This is a genomic window from Ruegeria sp. MALMAid1280 (genome assembly GCF_049195285.1).
Taxonomy (GTDB): domain Bacteria; phylum Pseudomonadota; class Alphaproteobacteria; order Rhodobacterales; family Rhodobacteraceae; genus Ruegeria.
Window position 1 is genome coordinate 112,005 of record NZ_JBMIRT010000035.1, and the last position, 24,968, is coordinate 136,972.

Here is a 24,968-nt window from a genome sequence, read left to right on the forward strand (position 1 = left end):
ACAAAGCCGGAGCCAGCCATGACCGACCACGGACACAGCCAGCAGGAAATCGCCGCGCGGATCAATGCGCCGCCCGGTCGGGGTGTGCTGCGCGATGTGGTCTATGGCGGCATTGACGGGTCGGTGACCACTTTTGCCATCGTGGCCGGGGTCGCCGGTGCGGGGCTGTCGCCCTTCATCATCGTGGCGCTGGGTCTGGCCAATGTGCTGGCGGACGGGTTTTCCATGGCCGCCGGGAATTACTCGGGCACCAAGGCCGAGTTGGACAATATCCGCCGCATCCGCGCTATCGAAGAGCGCCATATCGACCTCTATCCCGACGGAGAGCGCTGTGAAGTGCGCGAGATTCTGGCGCAGAAGGGCCTGTCAGGCCGCGTGTTGGACGAGGCAACGGAAGCGATCACCGCCAACCACGAAAACTGGATCAACCTGATGGTCGAGGGCGAATATGGGCTGGGCAGTGTCGATCCTCACCCGTTCAAGGCGGCGATGGCCACCTTCATCGCGTTCCTTGTTGCCGGTATGGTGCCGCTCCTGCCGTTCCTTCTGTCACTCGATCAGGCTTTTGCGGTCTCGGCCTGCATGACCATGGGCGTTTTCTTTGCTATTGGCGCGTTCAAGAGCCGCTGGTCTCTGGCCCCCTGGTGGCGATCCGGGTTCGAGACTTTTGTGATCGGCGGGGCTGCGGCGTTGATCGCCTATCTTGTCGGGTCTCTGTTTCACCCGTGACGGCCAAGATTGTCGCAGGGTGGCGCATATGGCTGGTCAATCCGCAGCCAGCGGGTAGGCTGCTGCAAACAGGATCAAGTGATCGGGCGCCAATTGCAGCTTGCGCATAAAAACGTTCTGGTTTTAGGGGCTTATGGCTTTATCGGTGCCGCTGTCACGCGGTCGCTGCGGGCTGAGGGCGCGCGTGTTTCGGCCTTTGTGCGCAGCGGGAAGGCGGGGATGCAGGTTCTTGGCGATATTCCGCAGATACAAGGTGATTTGCGGACCTGTTTACAGCCCGAGGATTGGGGCAGCCACCTGCAGGGCATTGATTGCGTCGTAAACTGCGCGGGCGCATTGCAGGATGGCCCGGCCGATGATCTTGAGGCCGTGCATCGCGTCGCCATTGCTGCCTTGGGCCAGGCATGTGCCGAAAAAGACATCGCCGTGGTCCAGATTTCGGCCATCGGGGCCGAACCCGATGCCGATACCGATTTCATGCGTACCAAGGCCGAGGGGGATGCGGCGCTGCGGGCAAGCGGCGTTCCGTTGTGGATACTCAAACCGGGTCTGGTGATCGGACAATCGGATTATGGCGGCACCGCGCTGTTGCGGATGCTGGCGGCGGTGCCTTTGGTGCAGCCCATTGCGTATCCCGAAACCCCTGTTCAATGCGTCGGAATGCAGGACCTGTGCCGCGCCGTCGTACTGGCCGTGGCGCAGGACTTGCCGCAGGGGGCTTATGATCTGGTCGAAGACACTCCGGCCCCATTGTCTCATGTGTTGGCGGAGACCCGCAAATGGATGGGATTCCCCGACGCGCGGGTTACGGTGGCGGTGCCGGGCGTGGTGACAGGCCTGATCTCGGCCTGTGCAGATGGGCTGGGGCATTTGGGGTGGCGCTCGCCCCTGCGCAGCAATGCGATGAAGGTGATGGCCGATGGTGTGGTGGGTGACCCAGAGCCCTACCGTGTGGCCACGGGCCAGACGCTGGCCGGATTACCGGAGGTCTATGCGGGTCTGACCTGTTCACGTGAGCATCGGCTGACCGCGCGGATGTCGCTGTTGATGCCTGTGGTTGTCGCGGTGCTTAGCCTGTTCTGGCTGGTATCCGGCCTGATCGGATTGATCAGCCTGCCCCGGGCTGCGGCCCTTCTGACCGATGCCGGGTGGAGCATGGCCATGGCCGTGGCCAGCGTCCTGTTCTGGTCCTTAGTGGATGTCGCGCTGGGGCTCGCCATCCTGTGGCGTCCCTGGGCTGCGCGGGTCTGTCTGGCGCAGGTTGCGGTTGCTCTGATTTACCTGCTGGCCGCCAGTTTCACCGTTCCCGGCCTGTGGCTCGACCCGCTGGGCCCGTTGATCAAGATATTGCCGGCGACGACGTTGTCATTGATCGCCTGGCCCCTCTTGCAGAGCCGCTGATGGACCCGGACCTGATCCTGCGCTGGCTGCACATCATCGGAGCTTGCGTCCTGCTGGGCACCGGCGCAGGGATCGCGTTTTTCATGCTGATCGCGCACCGTTCAGGTGATGCCCGGTTTATCGCGCAGACCGCCGGAGTGGTGGTTCTGGCCGATCTGCTGTTCACGGCCACGGCTGTTGTTGCCCAGCCAATCACCGGCGGCCTGCTGACATGGCGGCTGGGCTGGCCCCTGACCGAAGGCTGGGTGCTGAAATCGCTGGCGCTTTACGCAGTGGCCGGGGTGTTCTGGCTTCCAGTCGTGTGGATACAGGTCCGTATGCGCGAACTTGCGCAGGCGGCGGCTGACCGGTCCGCGCCATTGCCACAGGCTTATCATCGCCTGTTCCGTATCTGGTTCGCCTGTGGGTTTCCCGCTTTCGCAGCGGTGTTGATCATCCTTTGGCTGATGATCGCGCGCCCGTCGATTGGTTGGACATAGCCCGGGAAACTGCGCGCAAATCATGGGATTTCTGACTGTTGCCCGCTGCGTGCCTCGGGTAGCTTGGCGTTGAAACCACTCGGAGAGACCATTGGAATCCCTGCTTGTTCTTGTCGGATTGATCGTGCTGGCCATACCGGTGGCCATCATTGTTCTGCTTGTTGGTCACACGCGCCTGCGCCGACGGGTCGAACAGCTTGAGCAGCAACTTCGCGCGCTGGGCGGAGACGTTCCCGAAGCCCGCCCTGCGCCAACCCGACCCGAGCCTCGCAAACCGACGGAAAAGCCGGACAAGACGCCAAAGCCCGCCCCGTGGTCCAAGGCTCAAACTTCCCGGCCTGCTGCCGAACCGTCCCCACCCGCAGCCGTTGTGTTTCGCAAAGACAGTCTGTCGACGCTCACGGTCTGGCTGCGCGAGAATTGGTTTTACGCGGTATCGGCCCTGTCGCTGGCTTTGGCGGGGATTTTTCTGGTGCAATATGGCGTCGAAAACGGGCTGCTGCCTCCGTTTGCGCGCGTGACAGCGGCGTTGCTGTTCGGTGCCGCGCTGATCGTTGCAGGGGAAGTGATCCGCCGCCGGTTCGGCGATGACGAAACCTCGGCCACCGCCTATCTGCCCTCGGTCTTTTCCGGCGCCGGTCTGGTCACTCTGTTCGGAGGTATTCTGGCCGCGCGCCAGCTCTATGATCTGATCGGCCCCGAGGCCGCGCTGGCCGCGATGGTTGTGGTCGCGCTGCTGGGGCTGGTCCTGGGCTGGTTCCACGGCCCCTTGCTGGCCGCCGTCGGTTTGATCGGAGCCTTTTCAGCCCCTTTCGTCGTTGGCGGAACCTCTGAAGATCCGGGTTGGCTGTATGCCTATTTCTTCGTGATCGCCGTGTTGGGTCTGGGGATCGATACGGTGCGGCGCTGGGCGTGGATATCGGTTCTGACCCTGCTTGGGGCGTATACTGCCTGCCTGTTGGTGGTGCTGTCCTCGCCGCTGACAGAACCGGACTATCTGATCAGCGTCACGGCGCTGGCGGTGATTGCGATTGCCATCCCTGTCCGGCGGGTCTGGCCCGATCATGGCGGTGCGATGATCAGCCATATCATCAGTCATAAAAAGGGGGATGAGTGGCCTGAATTTCCGACCCGACTGGGATTTGCCGCAATTGCCGTAAGTTCCGCCATTCTGTCAGTGCACTGGGCCGACAGTTCGGCAGAGTTTTGGCTGGGTGTTGTGCTGCTATCGGCGCTGACGCTTGGATTGATGCTGTGGGGCGGCCGGGCAGAGGCCTTGCAGGATGCGACAGTGTTACCTGCGCTCGGCCTTATCTGGTTCGTTCTGATGCACGGTTGGGACAATGGCATCGTGCTGCGCCAGTTCGCCGAAACCTATGCCGAAACCGCCGAAGCAGATTACCCGTGGGTGGTCACGATTTTGACCGCTCTGGGCGCTGTGATTTCCGTCACCGCAGCGTGGCGCTCGATGCAGGCGCGCAGGTTTGCAGCCGTCTGGGCCGGAGCGGCCGCTGTCTTTGCACCCGCCCTCGCCATCGCGCTTGAGATCGGCTGGCACCCGGCGGCGGTCATCGGAGCCTACCCGTGGGCGCTGCACGGCATTGCATTGGGCGTGCTGATGGTCGTCTTTGCCGAACGCTTTGCGCGTGTTGACGGCGACAATCGGATGCGCCCGTCATTGGCGACGCTTTCGGCGTTGTCCTGTTTGACCTTTGCCTGCGTCATCGTCCTCAGTTCGGCGGCGCTGACCATAGCTTTGGTCGCGATGATTGTCGTGGCCACCGCGCTGGATCGCAAATTCACCCTGCCGCCGATGAGTTGGTTCATCTGGGCCGGAGTGTTCACGGTCACGGTGCGGCTGGTCCTGAATCCGGGCCTTGTCTGGGCCAGCACAGCTTCGGTGGCCGAGATGACATTGGTATACAGCGCGGCGACCGTCGGGTTCCTGATAGGCTGGCTGCTGATCAGACCGTTGAACCGCCCGTTGGCGACGCTGCTGCTGGAGAGTGCGACCTGGGCAACTGGGGGGATCCTGCTGTCGCTCCTGCTGGAACGCTGGCTGCAGAGCTTTGGCGAAGGCAATGCCACCAACAGTCACTGGGGTCTGGGTTTGCTGGCGATCATCTGGCTGCTGCTGGCCTTTGCACAGGTGCAGCGGTTCGAACTGGGCGGCAAGCTGAACTATGCGCGCTACCTGCTGGCCGTTTTTTTCGCCGGGCATGGCCTGTTCCGGCTGGTGCAGGCGCTGACCGAGGCGAACCCGCTACTCAGTACGCTCGTGCCGCCGGTTTTGGGCCCGCCGGTGCTGAACACGCTGGCTGTGGCTTACCTGCTGCCAGCGCTGGCCATCGGGTTCTCGGTTTGGCGCATTCAAGCGACACCTCTTTGGCTGAAGCGCGCCAGCTATGGTCTGAGCGGAGTACTGGTGGCGGTCTGGCTGGGTTTGGCAATCCGTCACGCTTGGCAGGGTGCCGCGGGGATGTATGAGGGCAACGGCGTGACCCAGCCCGAGCTTTACACATATACCATGGCCTTGCTGTTGATCGGCGCGGCGCTGTTTTATCAGTCTCTGGCCCGTCGGTCCGACCTGATGCGCAAGGTCGGGCTGGCTGTGATCGGGCTGGCCGTGGGGAAGGTGTTCATGATCGATATCGCCGGGCTTGGCGGTCTGATCCGGGTGTTCTCGCTGCTGGCTTTGGGTCTGGCGCTGGCCGGTCTGGCGTGGCTCAATCGCTGGGCCAAGCTGCGCCATTCGCCGCATGGGGTGGAACCTCTGGACCATTAGGCGTGGGCGTCTTATAAGCGCGGCCATGTATGACCGGACGGCCATCATTATTCGAATTATATCCCCGGCGCTCTGACCCTCTGAGACGCCGGGCAAAGGTGTTTGAGAATTCGCACCGACCGCTTCGATCCTAGTACGACCAGATCATCCAAAGGACGCCCCCAATGTGCGCCGACACGATCCAGACACCTGATTACAAAGACACGCTGAACCTGCCCAACACCGACTTTCCCATGCGCGCTGGCCTGCCCAAGCGCGAACCCGCATGGCTGGAACGGTGGGAGACCATCGGCGTCTATGACCGCCTGCGCGAGAAAGAAGGCCGCGCGCCCTTTACGCTGCACGATGGCCCTCCGTATGCGAACGGCCACCTGCATATCGGCCACGCGCTGAACAAGACCATCAAGGACATGATCGTGCGCAGCCATCAGATGATGGGCTTCGATGCGCGCTATGTACCCGGCTGGGACTGCCACGGTCTGCCGATCGAATGGAAGATCGAGGAACAGTACCGCAAGAAGGGCAAGAACAAGGACGAGGTGAACATCGTCGACTTCCGTCAGGAATGCCGCAAGTTCGCCGAAGGCTGGATCGACATCCAGCGCGAAGAGTTCAAGCGCCTTGGCATCACCGGCAACTGGCCTGATCCCTACATCACCATGGACTATCACGCCGAGGCGGTGATCGCGGACGAGTTCATGAAGTTCCTGATGAACGGCACGCTGTATCAGGGCTCGAAGCCCGTGATGTGGTCGCCCATCGAGAAGACCGCGCTGGCCGAGGCCGAGGTCGAGTATCACGACAAGGAAAGCTTCACCATCTGGGTGAAGTTCAAGGTCAATTTAGATAACTGGCCCAAGTCGACATACGAGACCGACGAGGACGAGTTTTTCGGCGAACAGATGTACCTGCATCTTCAAGATGCACATGTGGTGATCTGGACGACGACCCCGTGGACTATGCCGTCAAACAAGGCGGTCGTTTATGGCAAAGACATTTCTTACGGTCTCTACGAAGTAACTGGCACACCGGAAGAGTGCTGGGCCAATGTCGGCGACAAGTTCCTGTTGGCGGACAATCTGGCGGCGGACGTGTTGGGCCGCGCGCGTCTGAACGACGGCCAGTGGACCCGCGTTTGCGATGTGTCGCAAGGCGATCTGGCAAAAATCCAACTGACTCACCCGCTGGCCGGAGCCGAGGGTGGCAATGGCGAATGGGATGACTTCCGCGATTTCCGCGCCGCCGAGTTCGTGACCGATACCGAGGGCACCGGCTTTGTTCACTGTGCGCCCTCGCATGGTATGGAGGAATTCGAGCTTTACCGCGATCTCGGCATGTTGGAGCAGGTCATCACCTACAACGTGATGGACGATGGCAGCTTCCGCGCCGATCTGCCGTTCTTTGGCGGCAAATACATCCTGTCCCGCAAGGGCGGTGAAGGGGACGCGAACAAGGCGATCATCGACAAGCTGGTCGAGGTCGGCGGGTTGCTGGCGCGCGGTAAGATCAAGCATAGCTATCCGCATTCCTGGCGCTCGAAAGCGCCGATCATCTACCGCAACACGCCGCAGTGGTTTGCCTCTGTCGACCGCAAGCTGAACGATGGTATGGGCGAGATGGGTGACACCATCCGTGAACGCGCTCTGCGCTCGATCGACGAGTTGGTGAAGTGGACACCGCAGACCGGACGTAACCGCCTGTATTCGATGATCGAAGCGCGCCCGGACTGGGTCTTGTCCCGCCAGCGCGCCTGGGGTGTGCCGCTGACCTGCTTCACCAAAAAGGGCGCTCTGCCCACCGACGCGGATTACCTGCTGCGCAACGAAGACCTGAACGCGCGCATCAAGGCGGCGTTCGAGAAAGACGGCGCCGATATCTGGTACACCGACGGCTTCAAAGAGAAGATCCTCGACGGCATCGCCAACCCGGACGATTACGATCAGGTGTTTGATGTGCTGGACGTGTGGTTCGATTCTGGCTCGACCCACGCCTTTGTTCTGCGCGACCGCGAGGACGGCACCGAGGACGGCATCGCCGATGTCTATATGGAGGGCACCGACCAGCACCGCGGTTGGTTCCATTCGTCGATGCTGCAGGCCTGCGGCACCAAGGGGCGTGCGCCGTATCGCAATGTGGTGACCCACGGTTTCACGCTGGATGCCAAGGGCAACAAGATGTCCAAGTCGCTGGGCAACACCATCGTGCCGGAAGAGGTCGTCAAACAATACGGCGCCGACATCCTGCGCCTGTGGGTGGCTCAGACCGACTATACCGCCGACCAGCGGATCGGGCCTGAAATCCTGAAAGGCACTGCCGACAGCTATCGCCGTTTGCGTAATACCATGCGGTTCATGCTGGGCTCGCTGGCCGATTTCACCGAGGCCGACCGCGTCGCACCCGAGGATATGCCGCGTCTGGAACGCTGGGTCCTCAGCCGTCTGGCCGAGCTGGATGAACAGGTGCGCAAGGGCTATGCGTCGTTTGATTTCCAGGGCGTGTTCAGCGCAGTCTTTACCTTTGCCACGGTCGATCTGTCCTCGTTCTATTTCGACGTCCGCAAAGATGCGCTCTATTGCGACGGCGACAGCCTGCGCCGCCGCGCGGCTCGCACTGTGCTGGATATTCTGTTCCATCGCCTGACCACCTGGCTGGCGCCGGTTCTGGTGTTCACTATGGAAGAGGTCTGGCTGGAGCGGTTCCCGGGCGATGACAGCTCGGTTCATCTGGTGGACTTCCCTGACACGCCCGCCGATTGGCGCGATGCCGAGTTGGAGGGCAACTTGGCCAAGGTCCGCCGCGTGCGCCGGGCCGTCACCGCCGCACTGGAGATTCAGCGGCAGGACAAGGTAATCGGCTCCAGCCTCGAAGCGGCGCCGATCGTGCATGTCGAAGATGGTGAGGTCCGCGACCTGCTGGCCACCTTTGACGTGGATGACATGTGCATCACCTCCGGTTTGACGGTCACCGGCGATCCGGCCCCGGCTGAGGCCTTCCGCGTACCGGAAATCGAAGGCGTCGCGGTGGTGTTCGAAAAGGCCGAGGGCGAAAAGTGCCAGCGCTGCTGGAAAATCCTGCCCGATGTGGGCCGCCACGCCCATGCAGGTGTCTGCGGACGCTGCGACGAAGCACTGAGCTAAGATCGACCCCCGGCCCAACCGCCGGGGGTTTTTCGTTGCGCCGGGACGGGCGATCTGAAACGTTGCCCTCATGCCGATGATCGCCGTTGAAACTCAGTTTGGCCGCCTTAGTGTCGAAGAAACCGACGGAGCCATCACACGTCTTGTGTGGAATGGCCGAGACGAAGGGCCTGAGACGCCTCTGCTGCAAGAGGCCGCCGCGCAATTGACAGCTTATGATCAGGGTCGGCTGGATCGATTTGACCTGCCGTATCACGTTGCCGGGTCCGCATTTCAACAACAGGTCTGTGATCTGATGTATGCCATCCCCTTGGGCGAAACCCGAACCTATGGCGATATCGCCAAAGAGCTGGGGCAACCCGCTCAGCCGGTTGGGCAGGCCTGCGGCGCCAATCCGATTCCGGTCATCATCCCCTGTCACCGGGTGCTGGCGGCCAACGGTCTGGGCGGCTTTTCCGGGGACGGCGGGATCGAGACCAAGGTTGCCCTGCTGCGCCATGAAAGGGCGGCAGGTCTGCTGATCTGAGGCGCGGAATTCTATTGCAATCCGGTTGCTTGAAGCCCAACTTGTATCGGACAGAGAATTCAAAGGACCGCATTGCATGACCGCCCAAACAGACCCGGCCGCCCGCAAGAAGGCCATCATTGACCGACTGATGTCGCTGGAAGAGCAGGAACTGGCAACCGCCCAGGCGCATTACGACGCCTTCCTGAAGGATTCCCAGCTGGATGACCGGGAAGGGCATGACAAGGACGATATCGCCGCCTCGCGCGAGAACGCGGATCTGGCGGCGGCCTTTGATGCCCCGGTGCACGCCCATCACGCCAAGATTGACGTGATCGAAAATACCGATTTCAGTATGACGGACACGGTGCAGCCCGGCGCGGTGGTCAAGTTCAACAATCGCCGCTTTGTGGTCTGCGTCTCGACCACGCGGTTTGATGTGGATGGCAAGACCTATATGGGGATCTCAACCCAAAGCCCGATCTATCTGGCCATGATCGGCCTGCAAGAGGGTGATGTCTTCACCCACAACGGCACCGAGTTCGAGGTTCAGGAGGTCCTGTAATCCGCGCTTTTGCGCTGCGGTATGATCTGCTGCGCAATCCCCGCCGACACCAGATAAAGGCTGGTGATCACCAGACCCCAATGCGCCCAGCTTTCCGGGTGAAAATCGACCCAGGCGGCCCAGCCGGCAAAGAAGGTCCAGGCAAAGGCTATGGGCAGCGATACGGCGCGCCAGCGCTCGGTTCGGACGGGGTGGATGAATTTCAGCGGCAGGAACATCGCCAGCGACAGCAGCGACACCAGCAGCAGGATGATCCAGAAATTGGGCTGTAGCGCGAAAATTACGATCACGAACATGTTCCAGCAGCCGGGGAAGCCGGAAAAGGAGTTATCCTTTGTTTTCATGCGCGTATCGGCAAAATACATCGCACTTGCAAAGGTGATGACGATGATCGCGAACCAGCCGGTCCAGCCGTCCATAAGCCCGGATTTGAACAACGCAAAGGCCGGGATGAACACGTAGGTCAGATAGTCGATGATCAGATCCAGCAGCACACCATCGAACTCGGGCGCGTTCTTTTTCACCTGGTAATGTCGGGCCAGAGGGCCGTCGATGCCGTCCACGATGAACGAGACCACAAGCCACAGATACATCAGGCTCCATTTCTCTTCGACGGCGGCCAGCATGGCCAGCATGGCGAAAACGGCGCCGGTGGCGGTGAACAGATGGACGAAAAGCGCTTTGAATCTGAGGGTCATGCAGGTGTCATGACCGATGCGTTAGCCAGATGCAAACCAAAAGCCGGGTTAAAGGGAATGCCCGACGTCGCGATGCGAAGACATCACGCTTTGGGGTGGGCGCGGTTGTAAACTTCCATCAACCGCGCCGTATCGACCGCCGTATAGGTTTGAGTGGTCGAGAGCGATGCGTGGCCCAGCAGTTCCTGAATGGCGCGCAGGTCGCCCCCGGCGGACAGAAGATGGGTGGCAAAGCTGTGTCGCAAAGCGTGCGGCGTGGCCGTCGCGGGCAGGCCGAGTTGCATTCGCGCCTTGGCCATTACGCCTTGAATGGCCCGCGGGTTCAGCGCACCGCCACGGACGCCACGGAACAGGGCTTTGTCGTTGTCTTGCGGGTGCGGGCACAGCTGCAGATAACGATCCACGGCCGCGCGGGCGGCGGGCAGGACGGGAACGATCCGCTCTTTGTTGCCTTTGCCGACGATTCGCAGGGTTTCGGGCAGGGGGGCGTCGGCACCGGTCAGGGACAGAGCCTCGGAAATGCGCAGCCCGCAGCCGTAAAGCAGTGTGACCACGGCTACGTCGCGGGCCGAGACCCAATCGTTGGTCGATTGCAGCTCGACCGTTTCGATCATGGCGCGGGCGGCGTCTTCGGCCAGCGGGCGGGGCAGTTTCTTGGTGAACTTGGGCGCGCGGGTCGACAAAACCGCAGTGGGTTCGAACCCCTCACGCTCGGCCAGCCAGCGGTAGAAGCTTTTGACTGCTGAGAGTTTGCGCGCCAGTGACCGCGCGCCGACACCCGAAGCGCGCTGATCCGCCATCCACGCGCGCATGTCCGAGACGGTGATCCGCGCCAGTGCCGCCAACCCCTGCCTCTCGCTGTGGTGCAGCGTCATGAAAGACAGGAAATCGGTGACATCCCCGCGGTAGGCGGTTTTCGTATTCTCGGACCGTCCGGCCAATGCCCCCAAACTGTCCAGCCAATGCTGTAGCGCATCGCGGCAGGCTGGGGAGATCAGGCTCACGACAGCCAGTGGCGCATCGAGCGTTCGAACACGCCAGCAAAGAAGGACAGCAGGTCGGTACCCAATTGCGGGGTGAAGTGGTTGGCGTCCCTGGCCCCCATGACGATCATGCCGGGCAGGCGGCCCTCACCCAAGTTCAGCCTCAGACATGCCTCCGAGCGGAACTGGTTGGCCTTGACGCCGAAAATACGGGGGTTGGCCTGTGCAATCGGGCGCAGGACCACTTGCCGCGCCGGACCGCCGCGATCCTGACTGAGATAGGCATCGACAGCCCCCGGTTCGACTACGGTCAGCACTCCGCCCAGCTTTTCGATGGCAGGGTCTTCCTGCCGGACGGTGGTTTCCAGAACCAGGGTTATGTGGTCCACCCGCAGGATATCGGCAATTTCATCACCGAGCGTGCGCAGAAAATCCTCGAATTCCACCGGCTCCAGCAGGCGGAGAATGGCGCGATGCACCTGATTGGTGCCCGCGAGGTTTTCATAGGCCGCTGCGATCACTGAACGATGCGTATCCTCGAGCCGGTCCAGCCGCGCCTCGAGCCGTTGCATGGCGATGCCGCGCAGGTCGATGACATTGTCGCCGCGCGCCTGTTCGTTGGCTGTCACCAGCGCCTGCATCAGATCCTTGTCGTCCAGCACAGCGTCCGGTTCGGCCAGAATCGCGGCGCGGAGATTATCCTTGAGTTTGGTGTTGCTGCTCATGTCCCGTCCGGTCTTTTTTTGTTGAGCGGCTTATAACACGAGACACGGGAATTGCCTTGGGAAAAATGCAGGTAAAAGTGTATTTCATGTGGGGATGTGTCGGAATGGCTCCCGCCTGCAACATCCTGATCAGAAGATCAGGTTTTGCAGTTGGGCCGGGCGCGGCGCCTGACGGCGCCGCGCGGTCGCGCACAGTATCAGAGGATTTTCTGACCGGTCTTGGCCCAGTCGGCCAGGAAGGTTTCAAGGCCTTTGTCGGTCAGGGGGTGATCGGCCAGTTTCTTGATCACGGCGGGTGGGGCGGTTATCACGTCGGCGCCGATGCGGGCGCTATCGGTCACGTGGTTCACGGTGCGGATCGAGGCGGCCAGGATCTCGGTCTCGAACCCGTAATTGTCATAGACCTGACGGATATCGGCGATCAGGTCCATGCCATCCAGGTTGATGTCGTCCAGACGGCCGATGAAGGGAGAGATGAAGGTCGCGCCTGCTTTGGCTGCCAACAGCGCCTGATTGGTCGAGAAGCACAGGGTCACGTTGACCATCTGGCCTTCGTCAGTCAGTGTTTTGCACGCTTTCAGGCCAGCCCATGTCAGCGGAACCTTCACGGCGATGTTTGGCGCGATCTTGGCCAGCTTGCGGCCTTCGGCGATCATGTCGTCGGCTTCGGTGGCGACCACCTCGGCGGAAACGGGGCCGTCGACCAGATCGCAGATTTCCTTGGTCACTTCCAGAATATCGCGGCCCGATTTCAGGATCAGCGAGGGGTTGGTGGTCACGCCGTCCACCATGCCTAGGTCGTTCAGCTCGGCGATGGCGTCGATCTCGGCGGTGTCTACGAAGAATTTCATGAGGGCAGTCCTTTGATGGGTTGGCCTTAGTTGCGGATGCCTTTACCTCAAAGAGACCCATGCTGAAACCCCCGACCCAAGGATATGCGGTGAGCATTCAGGAGTATTTCGACCAAGGCGAGCTGGTGGCGGTGCTGACCACGCAGCCGCTGGACCGGACGCTGGATTACAAGGCGCCCGAAGGCGGGTGTTTTCTGGGCGCGTTTGTCGAGGTGCCCTTGGGGCCGCGCAAGGTGTTGGGCGTGGTCTGGGGGCCGGGGCAAGGCGGTTTTGATCTGGCCAAGGCGCGGTCGGTGATCCGGGTGCTTGAGGTCGCGCCGATGCGCGAGGAAATGCGGGTGTTTTTGGGCCGGGTGGCCGATTACACGCTGACGCCGATGCCAGCGATGCTGCGACTGGCAACGCGCGCGCCCGGGCTGGGCGATCCGCCGTCGATGCGCAAGATTTACCGCCTTGGCGAAGCTCAGCCGGATCGGATGACCGACGCGCGGACCCGTGTGCTGGAGGTTCTGCGTGAATATGGCGGGTTGGCGTTTACGCTAAAAGAGCTGGCCGAGCAGGCGGGCGTGACGTCCTCGGTGGTCAAAGGGCTGGTGAAACAGGGCGCGGTGCGGGAAGAGGACAGCCCGCGCGATCTGCCCTATCCGTATCTGGACCCGGATTTGCCGGGAAAGGACCTGACCGAGGATCAGGCCGCTGCGGTGATCCGGCTGCAGGCCGGGCAGCGGACGGGCGACTATGGCACGACGCTGCTGAAAGGCGTGACGGGCTCGGGCAAGACCGAGGTTTATCTGGAAGCCGTGGCCGAGGCGCTGCGCATGGGACGGCAGGCGCTGGTCTTGCTGCCCGAGATTGCCCTGACCGCAGAATTCCTGACGCGGGTCGAGGCGCGGTTCGGCGCGCGCCCAGCCGAATGGCATTCCGGTGCAACGATGACCGAACGTCGTCGGGTCTGGCGCATGGTCGGGCAGGGCGACGCGCAACTGGTCGTAGGCGCGCGGTCGGCTTTGTTCCTACCGTTCCGCAATCTGGGGCTGGTGGTGGTCGATGAGGAGCACGATACCTCTTACAAACAGGAAGACGGCGTGCATTACAGCGCCCGCGACATGGCGGTTCTGCGGTCGGCCATTTGCGGCGCGCGAGTGATTCTGGCCAGTGCTACGCCCTCGCTGGAAAGCTGGGCCAATGCCGAGGCCGGTAAGTATGAACGGCTGGATCTGACATCACGCTTTGGGGCGGCGGTGCTGCCCGAGATGAAGCCCATCGACATGCGGGCCGAGCAGATGCAGCCCGGCACGTGGATTTCTCCATCGCTGCGGCAGGCGGTGCGGCAGCGGAGCGAACGGGGCGAGCAATCGCTGCTGTTCATCAACCGCCGTGGTTACGCGCCGGTGACGTTGTGCCGGGCTTGTGGAGAACAGATCGCCTGTGATCATTGCGACGCGCGGATGGTCGAGCATAGATTCCTCAAGCGCCTGATGTGCCACCAATGCGGTGAGACCAAGCCAATGCCTGACGTCTGTCCGTCCTGCGGGGTCGAAGGGAAACTGGCTCCGGTCGGGCCAGGGATCGAGCGGCTGGCGGAAGAGGCTGAGGCAACCTTCCCCGAGGCCAAGATAGCGATGCTCAGCTCCGATCTGTTTGGTTCGGCCCGGGCGTTGAAGGCCAAGATCGAAGAGATTGCCGAGGGCGATGCAGACATCGTCATCGGCACGCAACTGGTGGCCAAGGGACACAACTTTCCCAAGCTGACACTGGTTGGGGTGATCGACGCCGACCTCTCGCTGCATGGCGCTGACCTGCGGGCTGCCGAGCGGACGTTCCAACTGATGCGACAGGTCGCAGGGCGGGCGGGCCGGGCGGACAAGCCGGGGCAGGCGCTGTTGCAGACTTTTCAGCCGGAACACCCGGTGATCCGCGCCATCCTGTCGGGCGATGAAGAGGGGTTCTGGAAGGCCGAGGCCGCTGGGCGACAAGCGGCTGGGGTGCCACCCTATGGGCGTATGGCGGGGATTGTGCTGTCGGGGCCAGAGGTCGGGCCGGTATTCGATATCGGCAATGCGATGGCCCGCAACGACGTACCTTTGCGAGAGATTGGCGCGCAGGTTTTTGGCCCGGCCCCGGCGCCGATTGCGCGTATTCGGGGCCGTCACCGCGTGCGCCTGCTGGTCAAGGCCCCCAAGGGCGCGCCCATTCAGGACGCCATCGCCCGCTGGATCGCCCCCCTGCGCCTGAAAGGGGATATCCGCCTGACCGTCGATATCGACCCGCAGAACTTTTACTGACCCTGCGCCAGCGCAGAGCCAGTGTGCATCGCGTCCTTGGCCCTCGCCAAACCACGAAAATGGGCGTAGAGGGAGTCCCATGTTGAAACCCATGCCGCTTTCCGAGGCGCAGAGCCTGCCGTTCTGGCGCCGCCCCATCACGCTCTTGTTCGTGATGGCGCTGACCATGCCCATCGCCTTCAACGCCTGGAGCGCGCTGCTGAACAACTTCGTCATCGAAGTGGCCAATTTCGACGGCGCGGATATCGGGTTGCTGCATACGGTGCGCGAAATTCCGGGCTTTCTGGCCGTTGGCGTGATTGCGGTGATCATCTTCGTCCGCGAACAGGTGCTGGCGATGATCTCGCTGATGATGCTGGGCGTGGCGACGGCGGTGACCGCATGGTTCCCTAGTCTGGGCGGGCTGCTGTTTGTGACTTTGTTCAGCTCGATTGGCTTTCACTACTACGAAACGGTGAACCAATCTCTGCAATTGCAATGGCTGCCCAAGGACCGCGCTCCACAGGTGTTGGGCTGGCTGGTGGCCATGGGCTCGGCGGCCACGGCGGTTGTCTATGGCTTGATCGTGCTGACCTGGGACCGGCTCGATCTGTCCTACAATTTCGTTTTCATGGCCGCAGGTGGTGTGACGGCGTTGTTGGCGCTGTTCTGTCTGGTGGCCTATCCGCAGTTCGACGCGCCCACGCCGCAGACCAAAAAGCTGATCCTGCGCAAACGGTACTGGCTGTATTATGCACTACAATTCATGGCAGGCGCACGCCGGCAGATTTTCGTTGTCTTTGCAGGCTTCATGATGGTCGAGAAATTCGGCTTTGAAGTGCATGAACTGACAAGCCTCTATCTGATCAACCTGGTGATCAACATGGCCGCCGCCCCCATGCTGGGCAAAGCGGTGTCGATGTTTGGCGAGCGGCGCACGCTGATTTTCGAATATACAGGTCTGGCCATCGTCTTTGCCGCATATGGCGGCATCTATTGGTTCGGTTGGGGCGTGCTTCTGGCGGCGATCCTTTATGTGATTGACCATGTTCTGTTTGCTTTGGCGCTGGCGTTGAAGACCTATTTCCAGAAGATTGCCGATCCGGCGGATATCGCGCCGACGGCTGCGGTGGCCTTTACCATCAACCACATTGCAGCCGTGTTCCTGCCTGCGCTGCTGGGGCTGCTTTGGGTCGTGTCGCCCGGTGCGGTCTTTGGACTCGCGGCCGTTATGGCGCTGGTCTCGCTGGCCCTGTCGCTGCTGATCCCGCGCCACCCCGAGCCTGGCAATGAAACCATTTTGTCGAAATACGCCCCGGCTCCCGCTGAATAGGCGCAAATGCTTGACCTTGGCGGGCCATCGCCCTAGGCGCTGTCTCAATTGAGACAGGAGGCCCCTATGCCCACATTTACCGCGCTTACCACTCTGACCGGCAAAAAGGCCGCCGAAGGTCTGGGCGAAGCGATGGAGCGTCTGGATCCGGAACCCACCGGCGTTGGCGTGTTCGAGGTCGAGGATGGATCGGGCCTGTGGGAGGTCGGCGGCTATTTCACCGAAGCGCCGGACGATACTGCTCTGGCCGTTCTGGCCGCCGCGTTCGAGGCCAAGCCCTTTGTCGTTTCGGAACTGCCCGAAACCGACTGGGTCGCCCATGTGCGCCGAGAATTGGCCCCGGTCGAGGCCGGGCGGTTCTTTGTCTACGGCAGCCACGATGCCGATAAGCTGCCCGAGGGCCGCATACCCCTGCTGATCGAGGCCGCAATGGCCTTTGGCACCGGCCACCACGGTACCACGCTGGGCTGTCTCAAGGCGCTGGATCACCTTCTGAACGACGGGTTTGCAGCGACCAAAGTGGCCGATATCGGCTGCGGTACCGCGGTTCTGGCGATGGCAGCGGCGCGGGTTTGGGACGGCGATATCATCGCCAGTGATATCGATCAGGTTGCAGTGGATGTGGCCGAAGCCAACCTCAAGGCCAATGGCATGTCGGGGCAGGTGGATTGCGTCGAGGCTGCCGGTTTCGACCATCCCGACCTGCAGTCTCACGCCCCCTACGATCTGATTTTTGCCAATATTCTCAAAGGCCCGCTGGTGGCCTTGTCCCCCGAAATTGCGGCGAATCTGCGGGGTGGTGGATATGCGATCCTGTCGGGAATCCTCAATGAACAGGCCGATGACGTGGTCTCGGTTTATTTACAAAACGGGTTCAATCTGACCAAAAGAGACGAAATTGGTGAATGGACTACGCTAATTTTGCGCAAAAAAGGCCTAAATTAGACCATTTGCAGGAGTTCCGTAGATTCATGCCTCTTTTTTGTCGCAATCTGTAACTACCGTCATAACGTGGTTACGGGGGCGGTTTTTGGAGGCTGCCATGACGGGAAAACAACTGGAATTCGATCAGCGCGTTCATCGCCTGAACAAGAAACACGCCAAGCTAAGCCGGGGCTATCGCGCCACGATGCGTAAGGATGGCCTTGTGGTCATGAGGCCGCAGCGGGTCAAATCTGCGCTTCCGGTCAAGGCACTTGTGGGGTGTTTTCTGGGCCTGTTCGCGTTCAAGGTCTTTTTGCTGACAAGCTTGGGGGCTTCGGCCTATCAGTATCGCGTCGACAGTCTGGCGCAGGGTACATCTGTTGAAAAAGCCGGCGCATGGGTGATGCAGGTCGACCCGGTGTCCGAGTATCTGGCAGCCCAGATCAGCGGCTTTCTTCACTGAACCGATCAGCTTTGACGAAAAACGCCGCACATCATGAAATGCGCGGCGTTCTATGTGTTCCCCAGAAGGGAGTGGGGAGAGTGAGTGGTGGTTGTCTCTTAGCGACGACCTTCTGCTACGATGTCAATATCACCGCGGCACATACCGATATCTTCCAGTTCGCGATCTGTCAGACCGCTCAGCACGTTGCGTGTCACGCGGGTGTCATTCCATTCGACAACGGCGTTCACGACCGATGCGAAAGTTTCGCCGATACGGCCGACGAGGCCGAACGAGCCAGTGGTGGCGCGGGTTGTGTCCAGTGCAGCCATATCCTGTTTCCTTCTGGTTAGTGTTTAACTTTTGATCATCCGATGTACGCGGCATCTAGTTCCGTCGATCTGGTCGCGCAAGTGCGGAATTTGCATGTGTCCTATGCGTTTTTTGCAAGGGTGTTGAATCCTTAAAAACCTTTAATTTATAGACCATTAGGTGATAAGAAAGCGTGTCGAATTCAGGCTTTCCGCAGTCGCAAACAGGCCGTTTTGTCGCCCTCGGGACAGGTGTGTCGTTTTCAGGCGCAGGGTCAATTCGCTTGGAAAATGTTCACGCTTCGTGCTAATCCGAAAGAAAGATCACAAAAACCCGAGCAGGCTGAGGCAAAAAATGCGAATTCTGGGCATTGATCCGGGGCTCAGGACCCTGGGATGGGGCGTCATCGAATCGCATGGCAGCCGCCTGAGTCATGTTGCGAATGGTTTATGCAAATCCGACGGGGACGATCTGGGCGAACGGTTGCTGTCGCTGCATAATCAGATCGTCGAGGTCATTGCCGAACACCAACCCGATCAGGCCGCCATCGAACAGACTTTCGTGAACAAGGATGGCGCAGGTACGCTAAAGCTGGGTCAGGCCCGCGGTGTAGCGCTGTTGACGCTGGCGCAGGCCGGGCTGCCGGTAGGGGAATATGCGCCCAACCGGGTCAAGAAAACCGTCGTGGGTGTTGGCCACGCCGAGAAAGAACAGGTCCTGCACATGGTCAAACTGCAATTGCCGGGCTGTCAGCCCAAGGGCGCGGATGCGGCGGATGCTCTGGCGATTGCCATCTGTCATTCGTATTACGGCACAGCACCGCATGCGCGGATGAAAGAGGTACGGGCATGATTGGAAAACTGACAGGGCGGCTGGATTATCGCGCGGCGGATCACGTACTGATCGATGTGCGCGGGGTTGGGTACATCGTCTATTGCTCGGACCGCACTATGGCGGCTTTGCCGGGTGTGGGAGAGGCGGTCTCGATCTATACCGATATGGTCGTGCGCGAAGACCTGATGCAGCTTTATGGGTTCCTGTCGCTGGTCGAGAAGGAATGGCATCGGCTGCTGTGCTCGGTTCAGGGAGTTGGAGCCAAGGTCTCGCTGGCCATTCTGTCGGCCTTGGGGCCGGATGGCGTCAGCCGGGCGATTGCGCTGGGCGACTGGGGTGCGGTCAAGGCGGCTAAGGGCGTCGGGCCGAAAACGGCGCAACGGATCGTGCTGGACCTCAAGGACAAGGCGCCGGGCGTGATGGCGATGGGCGGAACCGTGACTGAGGCAACGGACGGGCCCCCATTGGAGGTCGTCGAGTCCGTTGAGCCCGCACCGGCCCCCAAGCGCGCGGCGAAGCCGGTTTCGGGATCTGCGGCGGCCTCGGCAGGCGCGTTGTCGGCCCTGTCCAATCTGGGTTATGGACCATCAGACGCCGCCTCTGCCGTGGCCGAAGCGGCGGCCAGCCTGCCGGATGCCGGTGAGGCGGACCTGATCCGCGCGGCGCTGAAATTGCTTGCACCGAAAGGGTGATTGAATGGTAGATGCCGATCCCACGCTGCGCCCGAACCCTCTGCCCGAAGACAACGACCGCGCGCTGCGTCCGCAGGGGCTGGACGAGTTCATCGGTCAGGCCGAGGCGCGCGCCAACCTGCGTGTGTTCATCCAATCTGCGCGTCAGCGGGGCGAGGCGATGGACCACACGCTGTTCCATGGCCCTCCGGGATTGGGGAAGACCACGTTGGCGCAGATCATGGCGCGTGAGCTGGGGGTGAATTTCCGCATGACCTCGGGGCCGGTGCTGGCCAAGGCGGGCGATCTGGCGGCGATCCTGACCAATCTGGAATCGCGGGATGTATTGTTCATCGACGAGATTCACCGTCTGAACCCGGCGGTAGAAGAGGTGCTGTACCCGGCGATGGAGGATTTCGAGCTGGATCTGGTGATCGGCGAAGGGCCCGCCGCGCGCACGGTTCGGATTGAGCTGCAGCCCTTTACTCTGGTCGGCGCGACCACGCGGATGGGTCTGCTGACCACGCCGCTGCGTGATCGGTTTGGTATTCCGACGCGGTTGCAATTCTACACGGTGGATGAACTGCACGAGATCGTCACCCGTAACGCGCGCAAACTGGGGGCGCCTGCGGATGATGATGGCGCGCGAGAGATCGCCCGCCGCTCTCGTGGAACGCCGCGAATTGCAGGACGACTGCTGCGGCGTGTGGTTGATTTCGCCATTGTCGAAGGCGATGGGCGGATTACTCGCGAACTGGCAGACGGGGCTTTGACCCGGCTGGGTGTCGATCACCTGGGTTTGGATGGCGCGGACCGGCGGTATCTGAAGCTGATTGCCGAGAACTACGCAGGTGGGCCGGTGGGGATTGAAACCTTGTCCGCGGCCCTGTCGGAAAGCCGGGATTCGCTGGAAGAAGTGATCGAGCCCTATCTGTTGCAGCAGGGCCTGATACAGCGCACGCCGCGCGGTCGGATGCTGGCCCAAAAGGCATGGACGCATTTGGGGATGGCCGCACCCAGAGGGCAAAGCGATCTGTTTGGTTGAAGTCAGGTCAAAGAGATTTTATGCCTTCGGCGAGAGTATTTTCGAAAAGATGAAGGATTGGGCGTGACCCCCGAAGACATCCAGACGTTGTTCACCCGCGACAGTGGCGAGTTCCTGTTTGCCCGCTGGGGGCGGCCCATCGTGCCCATCGTCTTTGGTGTTCAGGATGAAACCCTGGCCACCGTCAAGGGGGCATTTGAGGCCGTAGTGGCGCTGGCCGGGCACAAGATGGCCGAGACTGACCCGGAGCTTGGTGCCAATTGCATGGTTTTCTTCTTTCGCGACTGGCAGGAATTGCTGGAGGTTCCCGATCTGGATCGGTTGATCCCTGATCTTGCGCCTCTGGTAGAGCGGTTGGTTTCGGCCGGCGCCAACCAGTACCGTATCTTCCGCTTTGAGAAAGATGGCGCGATCCGCGCTGCCTTTGTCTTTCTGCAGATGGACAAAGAAATGTCCAAGGTTCCTGCTGAGACACTGGCGCTCAGCCAGGTCGTGCAGACCGTTCTGCTGTGGTCGAATACCGCGTTCCGGTCCCAGTCTCCTCTGGCGGTGGCCGGAGATACAACCGTCCTGCGCCCCGACATCGCCGAGCTGATCCGGGCGGCCTATGATCCGGTTCTGCCGGGGGCGGCACAGGACGCGTCTCATGTTTTGCGGCTGTTTGCACGGATGCAGCCGCTCCAATAAGGGTCAGGAGGGCGGCTTGCCCCGAGTATGAAACGCTCTGATCAGGGCGTTCCCTGTTTCGAAGTAGGCGTCGTCCCCAACCAGATCCGTGATCCCGTAGCGATCAAGCTCTTTACGGACATTGGGTTCGACCAGCAGAAAAACCAGTTTGATGCCTCTGCACTTCAGCAAGTCATGGAGGCTGTGCAGCGTATAGCCGGCGGTAAAGTCGATATCATCCACAGCAGAGGCTTCGATGCAGAACCAGCGCAGTGGCGGGTCGGGCTGGTCCAGGATTGCCGTGACCTCGTCCGACAGGCGCTGGGTGTTGGCGTAGTACAGGCTGTGGGAAAAGCGATAGATCACGAGGCCGGGGTCAAACTGGTTTGGTGCGGTGATGGGTTTGGATCGCCAGCCGCCATCGTTGCTTTTGACGATCACCGCATTCTTGGGGCGGTAGCCGCGGCGCGTGTGATCGATCAGCGACAGGACCATTGCAAAGATAATCCCTTGCTCGACGCCTACCAGAACCACCACGGCGGCGGTGGCGATTGCAATCCAATACTCGGACCGGGCCCGCCGGTATATGGCGGCGAGACCTTTGAGGTCGATCAGCTTGACGCCAATCAAGAAAACCACAGCTGAAAGGGCCGCATTTGGCAGGAACGCAAGCGGGCCGGTCAGAAACAGGATCACAACAAGGACGATCGCAACCGTCGTCAGTTGCGCGATCTGGCTGCGGCCACCTGCGCTGGCCACCATCTCGGTCTTGGTGGGGCTGCCGTTGACCACGAATGTCCCGGTAAAGGCTGCGCCCAGATTGGCCAGCCCCAGACCGACAAGATCGGTGTTCTCGCTGAACTTGTCGTCGTAGCGGGCGGCATAGGCGCGAGAGGTCGCCGCGCTTTGGGCGAGGATCACCACAAAGATCGACAGCGCTGTGGGCAGAAGCTGTTTGAACAGCGACCAGCTCCAGTCCACATCCGGGATCGACAGGGCGGGAAGGCTGCCGGGTACCGTGCCCAGAACGCCAATGCCAGATGCACTGAACTGAAACGCCCAGCTGCACAGAATGACGCCCAATATGGCGAACAGCGGCCCCGGAACTTTGGGCGACAGCCGTTTGCACCCGATGACAACCGTCAGCACTGCCGCGGATACGGCGACCGTTGGCCAATGTGTTCGAGCGTAGTGCTGCGCGACATCGCCGAGCTTGGCGAGGGTGCCGTGACCTGCGCCTTCGATCCCCAGCATTCCGGGGATTTCGCCGCTGGCCACCTGTATACCCACGCCTGTAAGGAACCCGACCAGTACCGTGCGTGACAGGAAATCCGCCAGAAACCCCAGGCCGACAAGACGCGCGGCGATCAACAGCACCGCCGCCATCAGCGCCAGCAGTGAGGCCAGCGCCAGATACTCGGACGACCCCGTGACCGCCATACCCACCAGCGCCGATGCCGTGATTGCTGCTGTGGCGGAATCCGCCCCCACCACCAAATGCCGCGATGACCCGAACAGGGCAAACAAAGCCATCGGGATCAGGATCGTATACAGCCCAGTCACGACCGGAGTGCCGGCGATCTTGGTGTAGCCCATGACCTCGGGGATCGCGAGGCAGGCGAATGTCAGCCCGGCCAGAACCTCGGCTGGCAGGGCCGAGCGGTGGATCGGCAGGATGCCCTGCAGGATGGGAAGCGGAAATCTGCCCTTCTTTCCGTGCGATCCTGCCATTCAATCACCTGTTATGTTCATATCTCAATTTTTGCAGGTTAGTCGGCGAAGGGCGGGAATTCGATACCGAGAACCGTGTAAGCCGAATTTTGTAGACCCGCAGGGATTGCACGATCGTTGACGCGCGTGCATCTGTTGGAGGAGGCTCGCACCGAGCCCGACGACTATTGCCTATTGAATGACCGGATGTGTGACCATGGCCGAAGACACCCTAGCGCAACACACGCATACCTACCACGTCCGGGTTTATTACGAAGACACCGACATGGGCGGTGTGGTCTATCATGCGAATTACCTGAAATATATCGAACGGGCCCGGTCGGACTATGTGCGTCGTTTGGGCAACGACCAGAATGCCATGCGCGACGACGGCGTCGTCTGGGTCATTCGACGGATCGAGGCGGATTATCTGGCGACGGCGAAGTTCGACGATGAGCTGACCATCGAAACGCGCTTCCTGTCCCGCTCGGGCGTGCGGTTGACCATGGGGCAGTTGATAAAGAGGGGCGATACCGAGATTTTTCGAGCCACCGTCACTGCAGTTTGCATGAATGCGCAGGGCAAACCGGTGCGGCTTCCGGCAGAGATTCGCGCATTGTTGTAACAAATTGCGGCACTGGGGTGGTTCTGTTGGCTTTTCAGAACCATCTGGGTTAGCGTTTGGCAAAACAAGGCCAAACCAACGGCCATCAGGCAAAAAAAGAGCAGGTTCATGGAAGCTGAAACGCTGGCGCTGGCGCAGGAGATCGATTTCTCCATGTGGGGGCTGTATGCCCGCGCGACATTTATCGTCAAACTGGTGATGTTGATGCTGGTTGGCGCATCGATCTGGTCCTGGGCGATTATCATTCAGAAACTGATCAATTATCGCGGTGCCCGTCGTGAGGCACAGGGGTTTGACGAAAGCTTCTGGTCCGGGAACCCTCTGGATGAGTTGTTCGAGCAAATCGGCACTCAGCCCGACGGCAGTTCGGAAAAGATCTTTGCTGCCGGGATGATCGAATGGCGCCGATCGCACCGCACCGATGGCGGGCTGATCGCAGGGGCTACGGCGCGGATCGACCGCTCGATGGACGTGGCGATCGCGAAAGAGGCCGAGGGGCTGCAAAAGGGCCTGTCCATTCTGGCGACCGTCGGTTCGACCGCGCCCTTCATCGGCCTGTTCGGCACCGTCTGGGGCATCATGAACGCATTCATCGAGATTGCCGAGCAGCAGAATACCAACCTCGCTGTTGTGGCCCCCGGTATTGCCGAGGCGCTGCTGGCCACAGGTCTGGGCCTGCTGGCGGCGATCCCGGCGGTGATTTTCTATAACAAGCTCAGCGCGGATAGCGACCGGATCGTCAACGGCTACGAGGCTTTTGCCGACGAATTCGCCACTATCCTGTCGCGGCAGCTGGACAGCTGACATGGGCGCGGCAGTTCAGCAAAACGGCGGCGGGAATGGACGCAGACGCGGGCGGCGTCGCGGCCGCGCGCAGCCGATGGCCGAGATCAACGTGACGCCATTTGTGGACGTCATGCTGGTGTTGCTGATCATCTTCATGGTGGCGGCCCCGCTGCTGACCGTCGGGGTGCCGGTGGATTTGCCGAAAACGGCGGCCAGCGCCTTGCCCGGCGACAACGAGGAACCGTTGACCGTAACGTTGACCGCAGATGGCCGGGTGCAGATTCAGACCACGGATGTGTTGCGGGAAGAGTTGATTGGCAAATTGCGCGCGATTGCGTCAGAACGCAGCAGTGACCGTGTGTTCCTACGGGCCGACGGGGCGATCCCCTACGCGCAGGTGATGCAGGTCATGGGGGCGCTGAACGCAGGTGGGTTTTCCAATGTGGGCCTGGTGACAGACAGCGGTGGCCCGACGCTGGAAGAAGGTGGAGAGTGAGG

Annotated in this window: 24 protein-coding genes; 18 read left to right on the forward strand and 6 right to left on the reverse strand. The window is 61.2% G+C overall.

Annotated elements, in window-relative coordinates; translation table 11 throughout:
- The first annotated feature begins 18 nt into the window (after positions 1-18).
- The 7 genes from ACOQFT_RS02730 (at position 19) to ACOQFT_RS02760 (ending at position 9,601) form a co-directional block, all read left to right on the forward strand.
- Positions 19-729, forward strand: coding sequence for a VIT1/CCC1 transporter family protein (locus tag ACOQFT_RS02730; RefSeq protein ID WP_421596529.1), 711 nt, complete (start codon positions 19-21; stop codon positions 727-729).
- Between the two features lie 78 nt (positions 730-807).
- On the forward strand, positions 808-2,130 hold the full coding sequence (locus ACOQFT_RS02735; RefSeq protein WP_421596530.1) for an SDR family oxidoreductase: 1,323 nt from the start codon (positions 808-810) through the stop codon (positions 2,128-2,130).
- Positions 2,130-2,609: a DUF2269 family protein gene (locus ACOQFT_RS02740; RefSeq protein WP_421596531.1), complete on the forward strand. Its 480-nt coding sequence runs from the start codon at positions 2,130-2,132 to the stop codon at positions 2,607-2,609. Before ACOQFT_RS02735 ends, ACOQFT_RS02740 begins: the two co-directional genes overlap by 1 nt.
- A 91-nt stretch (positions 2,610-2,700) precedes the next feature.
- Positions 2,701-5,394: a DUF2339 domain-containing protein gene (locus tag ACOQFT_RS02745; protein ID WP_421596532.1), complete on the forward strand. Its 2,694-nt coding sequence runs from the start codon at positions 2,701-2,703 to the stop codon at positions 5,392-5,394.
- 164 nt (positions 5,395-5,558) lie between these two features.
- Positions 5,559-8,531, forward strand: a complete 2,973-nt coding sequence (ileS, locus tag ACOQFT_RS02750; protein WP_421596533.1) for an isoleucine--tRNA ligase — start codon at positions 5,559-5,561, stop codon at positions 8,529-8,531.
- A 70-nt stretch (positions 8,532-8,601) separates the two neighbouring features.
- Positions 8,602-9,057 (forward strand): methylated-DNA--[protein]-cysteine S-methyltransferase, encoded by a 456-nt coding sequence (locus ACOQFT_RS02755; protein WP_421596534.1) that lies wholly within the window; start codon positions 8,602-8,604, stop codon positions 9,055-9,057.
- A gap of 76 nt (positions 9,058-9,133) precedes the next feature.
- Positions 9,134-9,601, forward strand: a complete 468-nt coding sequence (locus ACOQFT_RS02760; protein ID WP_421596535.1) for a hypothetical protein — start codon at positions 9,134-9,136, stop codon at positions 9,599-9,601.
- Here ACOQFT_RS02760 and ACOQFT_RS02765 read toward each other — a convergent pair.
- The 4 genes from ACOQFT_RS02765 to fsa form a co-directional block, all read right to left on the reverse strand.
- Positions 9,586-10,299 (reverse strand): CDP-alcohol phosphatidyltransferase family protein, encoded by a 714-nt coding sequence (locus ACOQFT_RS02765; protein ID WP_421596536.1) that lies wholly within the window; start codon positions 10,297-10,299, stop codon positions 9,586-9,588. The genes ACOQFT_RS02760 and ACOQFT_RS02765 overlap by 16 nt on opposite strands.
- 83 nt (positions 10,300-10,382) lie before the next feature.
- Complete coding sequence (locus ACOQFT_RS02770) at positions 10,383-11,303, reverse strand: tyrosine recombinase XerC (protein WP_421596537.1); 921 nt, start codon at positions 11,301-11,303, stop codon at positions 10,383-10,385.
- Entirely contained in the window at positions 11,300-12,007 is a 708-nt protein-coding gene (locus ACOQFT_RS02775; RefSeq protein WP_421596538.1) for a DUF484 family protein, read from the reverse strand. Before ACOQFT_RS02775 ends, ACOQFT_RS02770 begins: the two co-directional genes overlap by 4 nt.
- Positions 12,008-12,204: 197 nt before the next feature.
- On the reverse strand, positions 12,205-12,858 hold the full coding sequence (gene fsa / locus ACOQFT_RS02780; RefSeq protein WP_421596539.1) for a fructose-6-phosphate aldolase: 654 nt from the start codon (positions 12,856-12,858) through the stop codon (positions 12,205-12,207).
- 59 nt (positions 12,859-12,917) lie between these two features.
- On the opposite strand from fsa, the gene ACOQFT_RS02785 reads away from it, so the two are divergent.
- The 4 genes from ACOQFT_RS02785 to ACOQFT_RS02800 all read left to right on the forward strand — a co-directional run bounded on the left by ACOQFT_RS02785 (position 12,918) and on the right by ACOQFT_RS02800 (position 17,842).
- On the forward strand, positions 12,918-15,143 hold the full coding sequence (locus ACOQFT_RS02785) for a primosomal protein N' (protein ID WP_421596540.1): 2,226 nt from the start codon (positions 12,918-12,920) through the stop codon (positions 15,141-15,143).
- Between the two features lie 79 nt (positions 15,144-15,222).
- Positions 15,223-16,455, forward strand: a complete 1,233-nt coding sequence (locus ACOQFT_RS02790; RefSeq protein ID WP_421596541.1) for an MFS transporter — start codon at positions 15,223-15,225, stop codon at positions 16,453-16,455.
- 66 nt (positions 16,456-16,521) lie between these two features.
- Positions 16,522-17,400, forward strand: a complete 879-nt coding sequence (locus ACOQFT_RS02795; protein WP_421596542.1) for a 50S ribosomal protein L11 methyltransferase — start codon at positions 16,522-16,524, stop codon at positions 17,398-17,400.
- A gap of 97 nt (positions 17,401-17,497) precedes the next feature.
- Positions 17,498-17,842 (forward strand): hypothetical protein, encoded by a 345-nt coding sequence (locus ACOQFT_RS02800; RefSeq protein ID WP_170445444.1) that lies wholly within the window; start codon positions 17,498-17,500, stop codon positions 17,840-17,842.
- Positions 17,843-17,940: 98 nt separating this feature from the next.
- On the opposite strand, the gene ACOQFT_RS02805 is transcribed toward ACOQFT_RS02800, so the two are convergent.
- Entirely contained in the window at positions 17,941-18,153 is a 213-nt protein-coding gene (locus tag ACOQFT_RS02805) for a DUF1127 domain-containing protein (RefSeq protein WP_421596543.1), read from the reverse strand.
- A 334-nt stretch (positions 18,154-18,487) separates the two neighbouring features.
- On the opposite strand from ACOQFT_RS02805, the gene ruvC reads away from it, so the two are divergent.
- From ruvC to ACOQFT_RS02825, 4 genes are all read left to right on the forward strand, one after another.
- Positions 18,488-18,985, forward strand: coding sequence for a crossover junction endodeoxyribonuclease RuvC (gene ruvC, locus ACOQFT_RS02810; RefSeq protein WP_170445436.1), 498 nt, complete (start codon positions 18,488-18,490; stop codon positions 18,983-18,985).
- Positions 18,982-19,659: a Holliday junction branch migration protein RuvA gene (ruvA, locus tag ACOQFT_RS02815; RefSeq protein ID WP_421596544.1), complete on the forward strand. Its 678-nt coding sequence runs from the start codon at positions 18,982-18,984 to the stop codon at positions 19,657-19,659. The genes ruvC and ruvA overlap by 4 nt, the downstream gene beginning before the upstream one ends.
- A gap of 4 nt (positions 19,660-19,663) precedes the next feature.
- Positions 19,664-20,683 carry a Holliday junction branch migration DNA helicase RuvB gene (gene ruvB / locus ACOQFT_RS02820; protein WP_421596545.1) on the forward strand — a complete coding sequence of 340 codons (1,020 nt, stop codon included), beginning with the start codon at positions 19,664-19,666 and terminating at the stop codon, positions 20,681-20,683.
- A gap of 63 nt (positions 20,684-20,746) precedes the next feature.
- Positions 20,747-21,370 (forward strand): hypothetical protein, encoded by a 624-nt coding sequence (locus tag ACOQFT_RS02825; RefSeq protein WP_421596546.1) that lies wholly within the window; start codon positions 20,747-20,749, stop codon positions 21,368-21,370.
- A gap of 3 nt (positions 21,371-21,373) precedes the next feature.
- Here ACOQFT_RS02825 and ACOQFT_RS02830 read toward each other — a convergent pair whose 3' ends face one another.
- Complete coding sequence (locus ACOQFT_RS02830; RefSeq protein ID WP_421596547.1) at positions 21,374-23,080, reverse strand: SulP family inorganic anion transporter; 1,707 nt, start codon at positions 23,078-23,080, stop codon at positions 21,374-21,376.
- A 196-nt stretch (positions 23,081-23,276) separates the two neighbouring features.
- Here ACOQFT_RS02830 and ybgC point away from each other — a divergent pair, with 196 nt between their 5' ends.
- From ybgC to tolR, 3 genes are all read left to right on the forward strand, one after another.
- Positions 23,277-23,684: a tol-pal system-associated acyl-CoA thioesterase gene (gene ybgC, locus ACOQFT_RS02835; protein ID WP_421596548.1), complete on the forward strand. Its 408-nt coding sequence runs from the start codon at positions 23,277-23,279 to the stop codon at positions 23,682-23,684.
- Between the two features lie 108 nt (positions 23,685-23,792).
- Positions 23,793-24,488: a protein TolQ gene (gene tolQ, locus ACOQFT_RS02840; protein ID WP_170445419.1), complete on the forward strand. Its 696-nt coding sequence runs from the start codon at positions 23,793-23,795 to the stop codon at positions 24,486-24,488.
- Position 24,489: 1 nt separating this feature from the next.
- Entirely contained in the window at positions 24,490-24,966 is a 477-nt protein-coding gene (gene tolR / locus ACOQFT_RS02845; RefSeq protein WP_421596549.1) for a protein TolR, read from the forward strand.
- The last annotated feature ends 2 nt before the right edge of the window (positions 24,967-24,968 follow it).

Coding starts and splice junctions, on each gene's coding strand:
- ACOQFT_RS02730 (WP_421596529.1), top strand. CDS start 19: ATGACCGACCACGGACACAGCCAGCAGGAAATCGCCGCGCGGATCAAT.
- ACOQFT_RS02740 (WP_421596531.1), top strand. CDS start 2,130: ATGGACCCGGACCTGATCCTGCGCTGGCTGCACATCATCGGAGCTTGC.
- ileS (WP_421596533.1), top strand. CDS start 5,559: ATGTGCGCCGACACGATCCAGACACCTGATTACAAAGACACGCTGAAC.
- ACOQFT_RS02755 (WP_421596534.1), top strand. CDS start 8,602: ATGCCGATGATCGCCGTTGAAACTCAGTTTGGCCGCCTTAGTGTCGAA.
- ACOQFT_RS02760 (WP_421596535.1), top strand. CDS start 9,134: ATGACCGCCCAAACAGACCCGGCCGCCCGCAAGAAGGCCATCATTGAC.
- ACOQFT_RS02765 (WP_421596536.1), bottom strand. CDS start 10,299: ATGACCCTCAGATTCAAAGCGCTTTTCGTCCATCTGTTCACCGCCACC.
- ACOQFT_RS02775 (WP_421596538.1), bottom strand. CDS start 12,007: ATGAGCAGCAACACCAAACTCAAGGATAATCTCCGCGCCGCGATTCTG.
- fsa (WP_421596539.1), bottom strand. CDS start 12,858: ATGAAATTCTTCGTAGACACCGCCGAGATCGACGCCATCGCCGAGCTG.
- ACOQFT_RS02785 (WP_421596540.1), top strand. CDS start 12,918: ATGCTGAAACCCCCGACCCAAGGATATGCGGTGAGCATTCAGGAGTAT.
- ACOQFT_RS02790 (WP_421596541.1), top strand. CDS start 15,223: ATGTTGAAACCCATGCCGCTTTCCGAGGCGCAGAGCCTGCCGTTCTGG.
- ACOQFT_RS02795 (WP_421596542.1), top strand. CDS start 16,522: ATGCCCACATTTACCGCGCTTACCACTCTGACCGGCAAAAAGGCCGCC.
- ACOQFT_RS02800 (WP_170445444.1), top strand. CDS start 17,498: ATGACGGGAAAACAACTGGAATTCGATCAGCGCGTTCATCGCCTGAAC.
- ACOQFT_RS02805 (WP_421596543.1), bottom strand. CDS start 18,153: ATGGCTGCACTGGACACAACCCGCGCCACCACTGGCTCGTTCGGCCTC.
- ruvC (WP_170445436.1), top strand. CDS start 18,488: ATGCGAATTCTGGGCATTGATCCGGGGCTCAGGACCCTGGGATGGGGC.
- ruvA (WP_421596544.1), top strand. CDS start 18,982: ATGATTGGAAAACTGACAGGGCGGCTGGATTATCGCGCGGCGGATCAC.
- ruvB (WP_421596545.1), top strand. CDS start 19,664: ATGGTAGATGCCGATCCCACGCTGCGCCCGAACCCTCTGCCCGAAGAC.
- ACOQFT_RS02830 (WP_421596547.1), bottom strand. CDS start 23,080: ATGGCAGGATCGCACGGAAAGAAGGGCAGATTTCCGCTTCCCATCCTG.
- ybgC (WP_421596548.1), top strand. CDS start 23,277: ATGGCCGAAGACACCCTAGCGCAACACACGCATACCTACCACGTCCGG.
- tolQ (WP_170445419.1), top strand. CDS start 23,793: ATGGAAGCTGAAACGCTGGCGCTGGCGCAGGAGATCGATTTCTCCATG.
- tolR (WP_421596549.1), top strand. CDS start 24,490: ATGGGCGCGGCAGTTCAGCAAAACGGCGGCGGGAATGGACGCAGACGC.